Origin of the sequence: Paenibacillus sp. 1011MAR3C5, assembly GCF_003591485.1 — a bacterium.
Classification (GTDB): domain Bacteria; phylum Bacillota; class Bacilli; order Paenibacillales; family Paenibacillaceae; genus Pristimantibacillus.
In genome coordinates this window covers 475,286-490,265 of sequence record NZ_QZCF01000003.1, presented here as the reverse complement: position 1 = coordinate 490,265, position 14,980 = coordinate 475,286, and the positions used below count along the sequence as shown (strand labels likewise).

Below are 14,980 nucleotides of genomic sequence, written 5' to 3'. Positions count from 1 at the left end.
GCTCCTCCTTAATGGAACAACACTAACAATAACCGTAACGGGACAGCCAGCCGGCCATCTGCCCATGAAGCCATCTCTTGATAGCGGGATGAGGCAGCATGGCCCGGCCGTTATACCGGTAGGCCAATCCTTCAAGTCTTGCGGGTATTACTTTATTCGTGAAATAGCCTTGGCTTAGGAACACAGGCACAACAAGGACATCATCCACATCATCCTGCCCCTGAAGGGCCTCCAGCTTGCCCGCTGCCTGATCGGGGAGCAGCATCGCATAGTCAGCCCCGCCGAATCCGCCGCGCCTCCGTACGCGCTCTGCAAGACCCGATAATCCGGCCTGCCATCGCTCGTGGAATACCGGCTCCTTGTTGCCATGGCCGATCAACAGCACAGCCTCCCGGTCCGGGCATGTCGACAAATTCGAAATATGCGCGTACAACATCTCAGCGATGTCCTCATCATCGTCAATGGGGGAGCCGTAATGCACATTCGCCTCCACACGAAACAAACCCAAGTCTCCTTCAAAATCAGTCAGCGGCGTAAGTCCGAACGCCTGACCGATCTCATCGACATGGGTACTGCCGGAAGAAACGAATAACGGGAGCACGAACATGTCCGTCACTCCCTGTCTCTCCAGCTCGTCTATACCATCCTGAATAAGTCTCCCTCCGACGATCTCCAAAAACGCAGAAACAACGGGCACATGGATGCTGCCCGATGCTTGGCGTACGGCTTCGTCTATAAGGTTGACCCAACTTTCTTCCCTGGAACCGTGACTAACGACCAGAATGCCGGGATTCATGTGGAGCCCTTCCTTCTAGCGGCCCAATCTCTCTAGTGTCATTTTATATCCATCGTTGCCGTAATTCAAACAACGCTTCACCCTCGAGATCGTCGCTGTGCTGGCACCTGTCTCCGCTTCAATCTGATTATAGGTGCTGCCTTTGCCAAGCATACGGGCTACTTCCAGACGCTGAGACAAAGATTGTATCTCGTTAACCGTACACAAATCATCGAAGAAAACATAACATTCCTCTACCGATTTCAATGTGAGGATGGCTTCAAATAGTTGGTCTATTGCTTTATCATTCAGCTTCTTCAGCTGCATTCGCATTCACTCCCATGAGTACTATTGCTATCATTGTAAAGGTTTAAGGATTTTTTTTCAAACGTTACCGTTTTCACGCTTTACAGGATGTAAGAAAAAAGCCCGTCCGATGCGGCATTGTCATCTTGCGACAGGGCATATATCACTAATTTTATTCCATAACCGGGCATTCGTCCAATCCACCTCATAGCCTATTCCATAGACTAATAAAAAAAGGGTTGTGATCTCCTTGAATCATCATCAATATCCCGGCGTCGGCAACCGTGGAGGCGCTGGGCGCGACCAGGATTATGCGCATCGTCAAGGGCAGAATCCGTTAAGCCGACCTTATAATGGGCAACAAGGCGCCATTCATTATACTGGCGATGCCAAGCCGCCGCAGAACGTTCATATCTCGCAGACGCAGGCAAGCCCAAGCCTGCTGCCGGCCGTTGTACCGCCGAGCCAGCCGCCGGAGGTGCAGCCGAAGAAGGGCTTCTCCCTCGCTAATCTGACCAGTCTTACCAATCTGAATGAAATCAAAGGCTTTGTCGACCGGATGGGCGGCCTCGATGGCATATTAACGACAATCACCAAAGTTCAGAAGGTCGTCGGCAGCATCACACAGATGGCCCCGCTAGCGAAAGTATTCATGGGCGCATTCGGCAAAAAGGGCGCAAAGGAAAGCAGCGGAGGAAGCTCAAGCAGCGAACGCAGACCCTCCAGACGCAAGAGCCGCCGAACCGGAAGCGGCAGCGGCAGATCCAAGAGCGGCACTGCCGGCAGACGGCGCCATACCAAACGAAGACGCTAGACTAATCTGGAGCAAGCAAGAAGGACAGCTGACGCCCTATCCGGGCGCAGCTGTCCTTCGTTTTCGTACGAAGTCCGCTATTATAAGAATAGCGCTTTGATGATCCAGAAGAAGATCATAGCAAGGAAAACGGTAATCGGAATCGTAATGACCCAAGCGATCAAGATTCGGCCCGCTACTCCCCAGCGAACGGCGGAGAACCGCTTCGCGCTGCCTACACCGAGAATCGACGAGGTAATCACATGCGTTGTACTAACAGGCAGATGGAGCATCGTTGCGGTTAGAATGACAGCCGCTGAGCCCATATCGGCAGCAAAGCCGTTAATCGGCTCGATCTTGAATATCTTCGTTCCCATCGTCTTGATGATCTTCCAGCCACCAACGGAAGTTCCGAGCGCCATCGCTGTCGCTGCGGAGATCTTAACCCATAGCGGGACATCCATATTGTCCTGTACGCCTGCCGCGACCAAGGCAAACACGATAATCCCCATCGCTTTCTGCGCATCGTTCGTACCATGGGAGAACGATTGGAACATGGCTGTAATGACCTGACCGGAACGGAAGCCTTTATTGACACTATGCGGACTTGCATTCGCAAATATCCGTTTAAGCAGCCACATCAGGATAAAACCGGCTGTAAAAGCAATCAATGGCGAAATCAGCAGAGCTTTCAAGATATCGGTAAAGCCCGATGCATTGATGGAGCCCATCCCTGCACCCGCAATCACCGCTCCGGCAAGGGAGCCAATCAGCGCGTGAGAAGAGGACGACGGAATGCCGAACCACCAAGTGATCAAATTCCAGGCTATTGCGGCAAGAAGCGCGGCAATGACAATTTCGACCCCAAACTCCAGGTCAGCGGGATTGGCAACCCCGCCCCCGATCGTTTTGGCTACGCCTGTAAACGTAAGCGCGCCGAGGAAGTTCATGACGGCGGCCATCAATACCGCAACTCTAGGCTTCAGCGCACGAGTAGATACGGATGTCGCAATCGCATTAGCCGTGTCGTGAAAACCGTTAATAAAATCAAACGAAAGCGCCAAAAAAACAACAATCCATAACACATACAATTCCATAATGACGACCCCTACTCCCTAAAGTTAGCTATTGCGCATGATGATCGATTCCAGCGTATTGGCTACATCCTCGCAGTAGTCGGTCGTCTGCTCAAGTCTTTCATAGATTTCCTTGCGCTTGATCAGCTCAATTGGATCCTTTACATTAGCGAACAAAGTCGTAACCGATACGCGAAGCACGTCATCGCCTTGGTTCTCCAGTTCATTGATAGCGATGCAATGCTCGCGGATCGCGAGTAGTTTTTTCTGTGTCAACAGGTAGATTGCGCTCTTGATCTGGTGCGTAGAACGTACGATCACGTCTGCGAACAGCGTAATGTACTCATCCTTCTCGCGAATATGGTACATCTCGAAACGGGAAGCACAAGCCTCGATACCATCCAACACGTCGTCAAGGGAAGTTGTGAGTGCCATAATGTCCTCACGTTCGATCGGCGTAATGAACGTCTTGTTCAATTCCTTCAGTATCGTATGCGTGTATTGGTCGCACTGGCTCTCGAATTCCTTCATTCTTTTGGCAAAAGCCGTGACGTCTGTTAAGTCGGAGACGCCTTTTGCAAAATATTCCGTCGCCTCAACTAGTGTGTCTGCCATCTCTTCGAGCGTTTTAAAGAAAATATCCTTCTTCTTGAACATGTCAATCCCCTTATCGACTTAGAATGTTAAGCTGTCTGTGACACATACCTGAATCAGTTTACTACCGAATTGTTAACGGAGTGTAAACATCCATGAAAAATTTAATCATATTTCTTAAACCTTAACAATAAAAATATATAGATTTGTCTCAAAATGACGAAAAAAGATGCGGCCCCGTTCGGGATCGCATCTTTTTGCTGATCTTCAGAACGCTGGCGAGGCATGCCCGCTACGTTCGTAGTATTGCCCATTGCATCCTTTTTATTGCTGATTGAGCACCACATGGTCCGCAAGCGCCGGCTTGTTCGGAACAATGTGAATATAGGTTTTGCCCGGCAAGAACGACACCTCGCTGCCGTCCTTGCTGAACCGGATCATCCCATCCGGACTGCGAACCCAATCGATATCGATGCGCTTGCCCTTTTGGAACAGATACGCCGCTCCTCCAGACTCCAGATCGACAGCCAGCCTGCCGACATTATCCAAGGTCTTGTGCCCCGTCTCCAATACGACAAGATTCGTCGCGCTGAGCTGCTCACTGTTGTTCAAGTCAATATGCGGCTCATCGTTAATGCTTCTTTTGTATAGCCTGCTCGTCTCATCATATATGTATCCGACCTTATAGCTTTGCATTAAGAACGTAATGTCGATTTGTGTTGCGGGTTCAGCCCCTGCCTCTACGGCCCCTGTTATGGTTCCTTCGGCTGTGAAGGGATAAGTGGCTACCGGCATATCATTCTTGTAGCCTTTCTTCTCCGCTCCTTGGTGCATCTTCTCCAGGTTGGAATAGAGATTATGCGGAGCTTTACGCTCCTTGCTTCTCCAGTAGTATGGGCCGGCATTCGTAATTTCGTCCAGATAAGGCTTCCCTTGCTTTTGCAAGATGCCATACGCTTCCGGACTTCCGCCTGCATGAACCATGATTGCTCCGTAGGTATCCGCAATATCAATCAGATACGCCCGATTGCTCCGGATCGGACCAATCGTATCCTCCATCGCATCCGTACTTTGGTAGACTGCAACGAGCCTCGTTATACCGCCCTCCGCCAGCACCTCCCACACAACATCCGCATTCGTCAGGCCTGACTGCGGACGGGCTGCCGAGAAGTTATTGATCATGACTGCAATGGGACGATCCATGGCTTCATCATCCCGTTCGACACCTGTTAGCGGAGCCGAGAACGGCTTCGGCGTTGGATCAGGGGTCGGCGTATCCGTCACGATCGGAGCAGGCGATTCAGTGGGATCGGCAATAGCGGCTTTCCCCCCTCCGCATGCCGCCAATAGTAAGAAGACACTCGCCAGCATGGCAGCGCCCGAAGTTCGCAATCCGAATTTCATTCCATAACCCGCCTTTACTAGATTAATAGTCGGACATCCCGCAGGACTTTCGAATCCGCTTACACTTATTTTTATTTAATCACAGATGAGTGCGGCTTGTCTCGACAAAATTACGGATTAATTGATTAAAATCCCAATAATTGAGCAAATTATCTCCATCTCCCATCGAAACGAGGTGCATGAATGAGCAGGGGGACTGGCAAGATCACGATTTGGCTTTCTTTCTCCATTCTTATCCTCAGTGCTGGCCTCGTCTCGCACGTTATGGCTATTCCGGTTATTCTTGGGGTTGCGGGACGCGATTCATGGCTTGCCGTCATTGCGTCCGCTCCGCTGTTTCTGATTTGGCTTCTTCTTATATTCGGCATCTTGAAGACGGCTCGGGGACAGCGGCTTCCCGACTGGCTCCGCCGGCAATTCGGCATCGTACCGGCCTGGATATTCAGGCTGTCGGCTGCAGTTGTCCTGTTCGTATCGGGAGCCTACACACTGCATGACACTGCGATGTGGGCAGTCGCCACGTATATGCAACAGACTCCTCTGTCCGTCATTACGGTCGTCCCCATAGTCATTGCAATGATGGCCGCTTACGGGGGCATCAAGTCGATCGCGATGACATCAAGCGTCCTATTGCCGCTCGTTCTGTTGCTCGGTTACTTTATTATGGGTTCCAATATGAAATACAAGGACTACGGCCGATTGTTTCCGATGCTGGAGAACGGCCTGGAGCCTATGAGCCACGGGCTTATCTATGTCATGGCCGCGCTATTGGAGGCCTGGATCTTGCTGCTGTACCAGCACGAACTGACGACGAAGCTTCGCTGGTGGCATATGGTTTTGCTGGGGATATTCCTGATTAGCATGACGCTTGGCCCTACCATCGGGGCCATTACCGAATTTGGTCCGGCGGAAGCAGCGAAGCAACGCCATACCGCCTTCGAGCAATGGAAGCTTCTAAGTCTTGGCACCCTGCTGCAGCATGCCGATTTTATGTCCATCTATCAATGGCTGTGCGGGGCATTCGCCCGACTAGCCATCTCTCTGTATCTGATCGTCGATATGCTCGAAGTGAAGAAGCCCCGATCAAGGCTCATCGCTCTGTCTCTGGTCACGGTCTTCATGACCGTCCTGTCCGCCTGGCCATGGAGGGACGACCAGACGCTGGCCTACTTGCAATACGTCCACTTCCCAAGCCTGCTCATCTATGTATTGTTCATAACCTTCGTGCTGGGCATCGCGGCTTTGATAAGTAAAAGGAAGGAGAAGAAGAAGAATGGCTCCGACGCTGCAAGATCATAATCAGTCACAGCACAACCCATTTGACGAGGCGATGCTTCGCGGCTGGTTTCAATTGAATAACGATGTCATTCTGTTCAAGCATCTATTCGGAGCTTCTGCCGAACCCGTCACCGGCCTGTTCATTTATTGCAGCGGCATGGTCGAAACCTATCAGATCAACGAAGTCATCTTGCCTGAGCTAAAAGCCGTATATGAACAGACAGGCTTTCATAGCTGCAAGGAGATTAATCGGGAGGCGGATTTGCAATGGGACTCGATTGACTTTGAACGCGACAAGCCCGATCGGATAAAGCTTGCTTCCTATGTCTACGAAGGCCATCTGTTGTTCTGCTTGCCTAACGTGCAAGCGATGTGGACGATCGATATTGCGAATTTGCCCTCCCGGCCTCCAGATCAATCCTCAACCGAAGTCTCGATCCGGGGACCGAAGGACGGGTTCACCGAACAGCTCTCCTCCAATGTTGCGCTTATTCGCAAGCGTCTGAGAACCAACACGCTCGCCTGCGAATATTACGTGCTGGGGACGCGAACGCTTACCAAAACGGCATTGCTATACATCAGCGATATTGCGAATGTCGAGACCATTGATCAAATCCGCAGCAAGCTGAGCAGCATCGATGTCGAATCGATCATCTCTACCGGCAATCTGGAGGATCTGCTTTCTCCGAGCAAGGTGACCCTCTTTCCGCCTACTCATTATACGGGACGCCCTGACTTTACGGTGGAATGCCTGCTGAACGGCAGATTCATTATTCTCGTTGACGGCAACCCGACTGCGATTATCGCGCCAATCAATCTTTTCCTGCTGATGAAATCGCCGGAGGATGCCTATTTCCCATTCCTATCGGCCAATATTGGCCGGCTGCTGAGGTTTTTCGGTCTGCTTACGACCATTTTCCTGCCCGGGTTCTATATCGCGCTAACGACGTTTCATTCGGATCAGGTGCCCTTTCCCCTGCTGGCGACCATCGCGATGGGACGGCATGGCTTGCCGATGGAGACAGGACTGGAAATGTTCTTCATCATGATTCTGATGGAGCTGTTCCGCGAGGCCGGCGTCAGGCTCCCCAGCTCCATTGGGCAGACCCTTACCGTCGTCGGCGGCTTGATTATTGGCGACGCTGCGATTCGCGCCGGTCTGGTCTCTCCGATGATGATCGTCATAACGGCGATTACGGTCGTATCGGGCTCGACGCTCGTCAACCAGTCTTTGACAAGCACAACGATCCTGCTCCGTTTCTTTTCATTCCTGATGGGAGCGATACTTGGCATGTACGGTTTTATTTTATCGGTGATCGCGTTCGTCCTTTACTTATCCAACATCCAATCCTTCGGGGTGCCTTATCTTGCTCCCGCTGCACCGTTGAAGATTAGAGAATTCGCCAGCGCCCTCTTCAGGCTGCCTTTTTTGTGGAGGAAAAAAAGACCCGATTATCTGAACACCTCATCTCCTGAGAAAAGAGGGAATCATCCTTGAGAAAATCGCTGTCCGCTGCCTTGACGCTGGCACTTTGCGCCATGGCGCTTTCCGGCTGCTGGAGTGCCTCCGACGTCGAGAGCAAGTCCTTTGCGAAAGCGCTGGGCATCGATTACGAGAACAACGAGTTTGTCGTCTATACCCAGATGCTGGACTTCTCCAACATTGCCAAAAGCGACACCGGCGGCAAAGGCACTGTCGATCCGACCTCCTACATCGGGCACGGCCGGGGCAGTACGCTGAACAACGCCATCAATAATATGTACCGGACCGCACAAATACCGATTACATGGGGGCATGTGTCTGCCGTTATCCTAACGGAGAGAGCCTTGAAGAGCAAAGGCATTAAAATGATCGATATGCTCAACCGGTATCCGGAGCTGCGCTACAATCTGTGGATCTACGCAACCAAAGACCCGGTAGAGAAGCTGCTCACCACCTTCTCCTTGTACAAGATGTCTTCTCTGTACACAATTCTCCATAATCCGCTGCCCAATTACAAACAATACTCGGTTATCAAGCCGATCGAGATGTTCAGATACATCGCCGACTATAACGAACCGGCCTTAACCGCCAGTCTTCCGATAATCGGATTGAATGAGGAGATGTGGAAGGAAGAACAAGACCCTATGCACATGCTTAGCATGACTGGCATTTATTACATCGGGACCAACGGCGATATGGCGTTCATTCGTTATGCCAAGCTTAATGGCCACCATTGGATGCAGAAAGGCATGAACCGGGCACCGCTTACTGTAGAGAAGGATGGGATTGAATATGCCAATCTCAGCATCGGAAGACCCGAAATCGTGATTAAGCCGATCGTTGAAGGCAACGAGGTATATTACGACATCTCCTTAAAGCTGATAGGAGCTATGTATGAATACAATGAGCCGCTTAACTACTCGGAGATGGTTCAAATCGCAGAGGATACGGTCGAGAAGCAGATTCGGAGCGTCTTTCAAGAGGGTGTCAAGCATGGAATCGATATATTCAATCTGGGCCAAAGCCTATGGAAGAAGGATGTCAAGGAGTGGAAGCGCCTTTCGCAGAATGGCGCTAAAATCGTGGTGCATGCACATGCCATACGCAACCTCCAGGTCAAATTGTCCATTCCGTACAATGGCAAATACAAGCGAATCTCAACGCCTCTTCCCAAGCAAGAACGCGCTCTCCAAAGGGAGAACGCGTCAGGGGACAGCTCGGACTGATCCTCCGGCTAGATGGACCAATGATGCCACTCTTGCTGCTGGCGGTCAAGCCGCTCCAGCCACTCTGAAGTGACGCGAATCGCCTCTTCCTGATGGGACCGGCTGGAGTACGTATGGTTGGCTTGAAATATAATTTCTTTGTCGCATTGCCCTTCGCTGCGGGTCCAGAACACCTTCTGATACAGGAAGCTGTAATCAACCGGAATCAGCTCGTCACTTGTGCCATGGACCAGCAGCACCTCTCCGCCGAAGCGTGTCGCGGACTGGAATGGCTGATGCTGCATCAACGAGTCGAAGAACACAGGCTGCAGCGTATACCCGGCGTGATCGGTACTGCCTGCTTGAACCGCCTCATCATAGCAGTCGCGCCCCACAATGCGCACAATATCATTGAACGGATAAGCGACGGGAGACCATAACACAAGCCGCTTGACCCGTTTGTCCTTCACGGCAGTCATAATGGATACCGCACCGCCCAGACTGTGGCCGAGCAATACGATGCGGCGGGGATCTACGCAATCCATGCCCGCCATATAATCAATAGCCGTTCGCGTCTGATCGACCATGGAGTCGAAGCCCAGCGTTCCGTAATCTCCGTTGCTCTCGCCGCAGCCGCCATAATCAAATCGAAGCACGAATGAGCCTTGCGCAGCCAGCGCTCGTGCCGTCTTGACGAATAGTCGATCCACGCCGACGCGGCTCCCGATGAAGCCGTGGCATATGATGATCGCTTGCCGCTTGCCTGAATCCTTGCCTGCATGCTGGTTCTCGGCCTCAGTTGGATAGTGAAGCGTTGCCGTCAGCTCCAATCCTTCATGTCGTAAGATCAACTGCTTCTCCATAACCATACCTCCGCTTATCTATATACAATAATCCCTACCCGTATACTATGAATTAATTAAATCCATACTATCACCGTTCCCATTCGCTGTCAATGCTTAGATAAGATGCTGCATATCCCGCCAGCACACAGGGGAAACCTAAAGAAGATTTCTCCGGCTTTATGAAAATAAACAAGACCTCCGGTTGGAGGTCCCATCTTGTATGGAGGTGCCATATGCCTGCCTGGATTGCTTGGCTCAAAGAAAATTGGCTGTCCGTCATGTTAGGCGCAGGAGCTCTGATTGCCGTGATCTACGTCATCGCAAACCGCAAGCTGCTGTTCTATAAAGAATAACCCGGTCCCCCATCAACCTTCCTGAAGAAGAAGCGGCAAATGAATCGTTACAATCGTTCCGGCTCCACGCTCGCTGTCGATGGCCATCCTGCCGCCGTGGAGCTCGACGATCTCCTTCGATATGGCAAGTCCGAGCCCGGAGCCGCCATGGCTATTGCTCGCCTTGTAGAACTTCTCCATCACATGCGGGAGGTCCTCCCGGGCAATCCCGCTTCCCGTATCGCTGACCGTAATAACCGCAGATTCTCCTTCGACCGTTGTCGATACGCGAATCGTCCCTTCTGCCGGCGTGAACTTGAACGCATTATCAATCAGATTGATAATAACCTGCTTCAGCCGGTTGGCATCCCCATTCACCACAAGAGGACCACTGACATAGGAAGTAATCAGCTTGACCTTCGTCCCTTCCTCTCGCACCGCGAGCTGGCGCACCGTCTCCTTCACCGGACTGTTCAAATCCAGCGTCTCCGTATGCAGCTCCATCGTTCGCGCGGACAGCTTCGAGAAGTCGAGCAAATCCTCCACCAGTCCCGCAAGCCGCTCCGTCTCCTTGCTGATGATCGATAGGCCCATTTTGACCTCTTCATCATCCTCCTTCGGCTCACTTTCCTTCAGCGTTTCACTCCAGCCCTTTATGGATGTCAAAGGCGTACGGAGCTCATGGGAGATGGAGGAGATAAAGTCGTTTTTGAGCTTCTCCCTCCTATTCAACTCGCTAACCATGCCGTTGAACGTTTCCGCCAGCTGCCCGATCTCGTCATTGCTGCGCTTCAGGGCCCGCTTCGACCAATCGCCCTCTGCCATATACCGGGCAGCTCTGGTCAGCTCCCGGATGGGCATGACGATTCGCTGAGCCAGGAACAAGCTCAGGCCAAGGAACAGCAACACGACCGCGACGCCTACGATGAATGTCATTCGTATCAGCTTTGCGACCATATCATCCACTTGCTGAAGCGAGGACGTATACCGGATCATCGAGACCACTCTCGCTTCGTTCCAGAGCGGTGCAGTCACCGAGATCACCCGCTCGCCGAAGTAAGGATCGACCCCTGTCCAGCTCCCCGTCTCCCCGGTAGCCGCCGACTTCACATCGCCAGTCGCATACCGGATATTAGGAGAGAACCCGTCTGAGTCAATGCGCAGCTCGCCTACGCTATTCAGCAGCTGAATGCGTGTCGGTCCCCCCTCTGACATGTACTGAAGCAAATAATCCGCTTGATCCTGCAGCGTCAAGGAAGACAGCGACCGGCTGTGAAGCGCCATCGCCGACTCCACCCGCTGCTTCACGGAGCTCTGCGCACTGCCATAATAATAGTTCCACATCAAAGCGGCGAAGGCCGCGCCAAGCACGCTCACGACGAGCACAATGAGCAGCAGATAGCTCCATACCATTCGTGTCTGAACGCTTCTCATTCAGACACGCTCCGTTTCCACCGGTAGCCGTAGCCCCATACCGTCTCGATGACGGACGGCTCGGAAGGATTGCATTCGATTTTCTGCCGGATTCTGCGAATATTGACATCTACGACCTTGAGGTCGCCCACATAATACCGGCCCCATACCTCAGTCAGAATATGGTCGCGGCTGACGCTCTCCCCTTCCCGCTCCATGAGCAGCCGCACCAGCGTCCATTCCGTAGGGGTCAGTATAATTTCTTCGTCGTTCTTCCATAATCTTCGCTCTGGCACCGACAGCCGGAAGCTCCCGCTGACAAGCTCCCGCTCCACATACAGCTTTTTGATATCGTCGGCATGTCCCTCCAGCTCCCCGGAAGCGCCTCCTTGCTGCTCTGCTGACTCCATGTCGATCCGCTCTTCCTTGCTGGCTTGCTCTCCTGCCTCATGAGAAACTGGAAGTGCATCAGCGTGCATTCGGCGATGAAGCGACTTAATTCTGGCAATCAGCTCCCCAGGGCTGAACGGCTTCTGCACGTAGTCGTCCGCGCCAAGCTCCAGACCTCGGATCTTGTCCTCTTCCTGCGACTTGGCCGTCAGCATAATAATTCCGATACGGGGATATTTCGCACGCAGCTGCTCGCATACCTCGAAGCCGTCAATCGTCGGAAGCATAACGTCCAGCAGCGCGATATCGAACGGCCCTTCCGAGTCGGCAAGAGCTAGCGCATCCTCTCCGTTCTCAGCTTCCGTCACTTCCATCTCATTTCGTTTCAAGTTGATTCGAACAAATCCGCGTATGGACTCTTCGTCCTCCAATAACAAGATACGCATCGATTCACCGCCACTCATCTCTGTCATCATGTACAATCTTCAAGTAGGAAGAGAACTGCGCCTCAACCTTTTTCATATTCAAGAAAATCTCTTTGTCCTCTTCCGGAAGCGTGTCCGGCACATCTGCTGCGAATGACACCAGATACACATTGCCGCTGTCCTGCGCGAGCTGCCGGTATGGCCGGTGCTCTTCCTTCCAGGCCGCCTCGACATTGCCCCATTGCTTGATCGGAACCACATACAGCGTCGCCAGCTCCGCCTTCAGCTCCTTGGCTTCGTTCCAGTAGTCGAAGGTTACGATGCCATAGGAAGCGGCGGGAGGTCTGCCCATCGTATACGTTCCCGTCCATTCCTCCGGAATATCCAGCTTCACGCCGTACGTATAATCAAGGAATTGCTCCGCTATCAAGCGAAAATCATCCTTCCCGTCCCACTGCACCCATTCGTTCATCCAGATGCTATCCGCATAGGAAACGTCCTGATAGCCGGGCGACTCCTCTGTCCATTGCAGCTCAATAATAGAATCCCCATTCATGTCTCCGCTGACGGTAGGCCTCCCGCTAAAGCCTTCGAGGCCGAGCGCTTCATTCGGGTAAACCAGCCTCAGCCCTTGATTCTCCCAGGCATACATGTAAGTAAGCATGCTGTGAGCGCCTGTGCCGCCTTCCAGCAAGAGGCCGTTATGATTCTCCGATACTTTGCCGACAAGCAGCCGTTCAAATGCGCTCGTGCCTTGCGGAAGCGACATGTTCAGCACGCGGTTCAATGCGTTTTTTTGCCACGAATAGATGCTGAGGTAATGCGACGGCATCTCCAGCTCGCCGCTCGTCCCGAGTGAATCGATCACGACTAGCTCCTGCCTGCCGTTGCCCATTAAGTCGCCGACCTCCGCCTGGCTGTACGGCAGCGATTGAAGCGGCTTCAGTGTCAGTCTGCCCTTATCGTTGCGCACGGCCTTGGAATTGAAGGAATATAGCTCCAGCACATTGGGACTGTCGAATGCGCCGATCCAGCCTACGAGCAGCTCGTACTCGCCGTCGCCGTCCATATCCGTCAGCTTGAGCCAGGCGATATCCCTCGCCAGCGGCTGCTCCACGAGGACGGACTGGCGCCAGCCGTATTCCGTCTGGCGAAGCACGACGATCTCCGGCGTGCTGTATTCGTTATAGTAGGTGACGATCGCTTCTTCGATGCCGTCGTTATTCAGATCGAGAAGCCGGATCGCTTCCCTGTAATCGTCGCGATGCGGAATCATCAGCATGCTGAATCGCGGCAGCGCCTTCTCGATTGCAGCCGACAGCTCTTCCTTATCCTTGGCTATTGCAGGCTTCTGTAGCAAATCCGCCGGGGCTGCCGTATATCTGCAGCCAGCAGCGACAACCGCAAGCGCCAGTAACGAGAAGAGGAGCAGGGATGCCCGGCTCCCGCTCCTGATAAGTGAATATGTTCTTTGATCCCGGAAGCGCTTCTCCATGGGGTCTCCTTTTCGGTCTAAAGGTTATTCAGGTATGTCGTCGACGGTGACCATCGTATAGCCCATCTTCCGAAGATCGTCAATGACGTCCGGAAGCATGTCTACCGTATTGCGTATATGCTTCCCGCCGAATGAATGCATCAATATTATACCATTAGGCTTCGTTTGTTTTCGAATCATGTCTCTCATGTCGGCGATTGACGTGCCGGCCCAGTCCCGAGTGTCCACCGTCCAACCCACCATGCGGCGATTTTGCTCCTTCATCACTTTTTTCAGCGTATCCGATACAGCGCCGTACGGCGCACGGAATAGGGTCGGTGTCCAGTCCAAAGCGTCGTTAAGCGCTTTGTCGGCCTGATCGATTTGGGAGAGGATGCCTGATCTGCCCAGCTTGCTTAAATCCTTATGAGATTGGGTATGATTGCCGATCGCATGGCCTTCTTCTTCGATTCGTTGCATAATTTCCGGATATTTCTCCACTTGTGTGCCTACGACGAAGAATGTCGCTTTGACGCCCTTCTCCTTCAAAATATCCAGAACAGCCGTCGTATACTTTAAGTCAGGTCCGTCGTCGAACGTTAGCGCGACGCGTTTCTCGTCCGTTCCAGGCGGTGTGACGACCGGCTTCTCTACATCCTTGTCGCCCTCTTGGCCCTTCCCGGCTTCATTGCCAGCGGTATTGCCGTTATGTTCATTCCCCTTCGATCCAGAGCCGGAAGTTCCGCCCTTATCGTCAGGGTTCGTATTTTCATGATCAGAGTTGCCTTGACTGTCCTTGCTTCCATTTCCTTGCTCACCCGTATGACCACTGCTGCCGTCATTCCCGGGTTTTACGGTGTTGCCGCCTTGTTCTCCTGATTGTCCATTGCTGCCGTTCCCATGTTCTTCGTTGTCTCCAGGCACATAACCGGTGGTCGTGCCTCCTTTGTCAACGTTATTACCCCCTCCCGAAGCATGCTCTCCGATGATTTGCGAACCCTTTTCCTTCGACGGAATCATGGCCGATAAGCCAAATGAGCTTCCAGCCGTACATCCTCCTACCCATGCGACAATTGCGACCAAAATGATGAAAGCTGCCAGTCTGCGATGTTGTTTTTTTCTCGATTTCATCTTATTCACCTTCTATTCCGCTGATATCTCTATCATAGTAGATTAGAAGAATGAGA

General features: G+C 52.5%; 14 protein-coding genes. 4 read left to right on the top strand and 10 right to left on the bottom strand.

Annotated features, from left to right (window positions below; translation table 11 throughout):
* Nucleotides 1-22 precede the first annotated feature (22 nt).
* Together D3P07_RS11985 and D3P07_RS11980 are read right to left on the bottom strand one after the other, a co-directional pair.
* Nucleotides 23-796, bottom strand: a complete 774-nt coding sequence (locus D3P07_RS11985; protein WP_119800454.1) for a sirohydrochlorin chelatase — start codon at nt 794-796, stop codon at nt 23-25.
* A gap of 15 nt (nt 797-811) precedes the next feature.
* Complete coding sequence (locus tag D3P07_RS11980) at nt 812-1,102, bottom strand: YerC/YecD family TrpR-related protein (RefSeq protein WP_116046509.1); 291 nt, start codon at nt 1,100-1,102, stop codon at nt 812-814.
* Between the two features lie 229 nt (nt 1,103-1,331).
* Between D3P07_RS11980 and D3P07_RS11975 the strand changes: the two genes are divergently transcribed.
* Nucleotides 1,332-1,895, top strand: a complete 564-nt coding sequence (locus D3P07_RS11975; RefSeq protein WP_119800453.1) for a tyrosine protein kinase — start codon at nt 1,332-1,334, stop codon at nt 1,893-1,895.
* An 80-nt stretch (nt 1,896-1,975) separates the two neighbouring features.
* Here the strand turns inward: D3P07_RS11975 and D3P07_RS11970 are convergent, their stop codons facing one another.
* The 3 genes from D3P07_RS11970 to D3P07_RS11960 form a co-directional block, all read right to left on the bottom strand.
* Entirely contained in the window at nt 1,976-2,971 is a 996-nt protein-coding gene (locus tag D3P07_RS11970) for an inorganic phosphate transporter (protein ID WP_119800452.1), read from the bottom strand.
* Nucleotides 2,972-2,995: 24 nt separating this feature from the next.
* Nucleotides 2,996-3,607, bottom strand: coding sequence for a DUF47 domain-containing protein (locus tag D3P07_RS11965; RefSeq protein WP_119800451.1), 612 nt, complete (start codon nt 3,605-3,607; stop codon nt 2,996-2,998).
* Nucleotides 3,608-3,868: 261 nt separating this feature from the next.
* Nucleotides 3,869-4,948 carry a DUF3048 domain-containing protein gene (locus D3P07_RS11960; RefSeq protein WP_259391459.1) on the bottom strand — a complete coding sequence of 360 codons (1,080 nt, stop codon included), beginning with the start codon at nt 4,946-4,948 and terminating at the stop codon, nt 3,869-3,871.
* 183 nt (nt 4,949-5,131) lie between these two features.
* Here D3P07_RS11960 and D3P07_RS11955 point away from each other — a divergent pair, with 183 nt between their 5' ends.
* From D3P07_RS11955 to D3P07_RS11945, 3 genes are read left to right on the top strand one after another with little or no spacing between them, the layout of a single operon-like run.
* Nucleotides 5,132-6,247 (top strand): endospore germination permease, encoded by a 1,116-nt coding sequence (locus D3P07_RS11955; RefSeq protein ID WP_119800450.1) that lies wholly within the window; start codon nt 5,132-5,134, stop codon nt 6,245-6,247.
* Nucleotides 6,222-7,724: a spore germination protein gene (locus tag D3P07_RS11950; protein ID WP_119800449.1), complete on the top strand. Its 1,503-nt coding sequence runs from the start codon at nt 6,222-6,224 to the stop codon at nt 7,722-7,724. The genes D3P07_RS11955 and D3P07_RS11950 overlap by 26 nt, the downstream gene beginning before the upstream one ends.
* Nucleotides 7,721-8,935: a Ger(x)C family spore germination protein gene (locus D3P07_RS11945; RefSeq protein ID WP_119800448.1), complete on the top strand. Its 1,215-nt coding sequence runs from the start codon at nt 7,721-7,723 to the stop codon at nt 8,933-8,935. The genes D3P07_RS11950 and D3P07_RS11945 overlap by 4 nt, the downstream gene beginning before the upstream one ends.
* Before the next feature lie 8 nt (nt 8,936-8,943).
* Here the strand turns inward: D3P07_RS11945 and D3P07_RS11940 are convergent, their stop codons facing one another.
* The 5 genes from D3P07_RS11940 to D3P07_RS11920 form a co-directional block, all read right to left on the bottom strand.
* On the bottom strand, nt 8,944-9,777 hold the full coding sequence (locus D3P07_RS11940; RefSeq protein WP_119800447.1) for an alpha/beta hydrolase: 834 nt from the start codon (nt 9,775-9,777) through the stop codon (nt 8,944-8,946).
* A 347-nt stretch (nt 9,778-10,124) separates the two neighbouring features.
* Nucleotides 10,125-11,525, bottom strand: coding sequence for a sensor histidine kinase (locus D3P07_RS11935; RefSeq protein ID WP_119800446.1), 1,401 nt, complete (start codon nt 11,523-11,525; stop codon nt 10,125-10,127).
* Nucleotides 11,522-12,340 carry a response regulator transcription factor gene (locus D3P07_RS11930; protein ID WP_119800805.1) on the bottom strand — a complete coding sequence of 273 codons (819 nt, stop codon included), beginning with the start codon at nt 12,338-12,340 and terminating at the stop codon, nt 11,522-11,524. The genes D3P07_RS11935 and D3P07_RS11930 overlap by 4 nt, the downstream gene beginning before the upstream one ends.
* Nucleotides 12,341-12,344: 4 nt before the next feature.
* Nucleotides 12,345-13,814: a hypothetical protein gene (locus D3P07_RS11925; protein WP_119800445.1), complete on the bottom strand. Its 1,470-nt coding sequence runs from the start codon at nt 13,812-13,814 to the stop codon at nt 12,345-12,347.
* A gap of 24 nt (nt 13,815-13,838) precedes the next feature.
* A complete protein-coding gene (locus tag D3P07_RS11920) occupies nt 13,839-14,924 on the bottom strand; it encodes a polysaccharide deacetylase family protein (RefSeq protein WP_119800444.1) in 1,086 nt (361 codons plus the stop codon).
* Nucleotides 14,925-14,980: the final 56 nt, after the last annotated feature.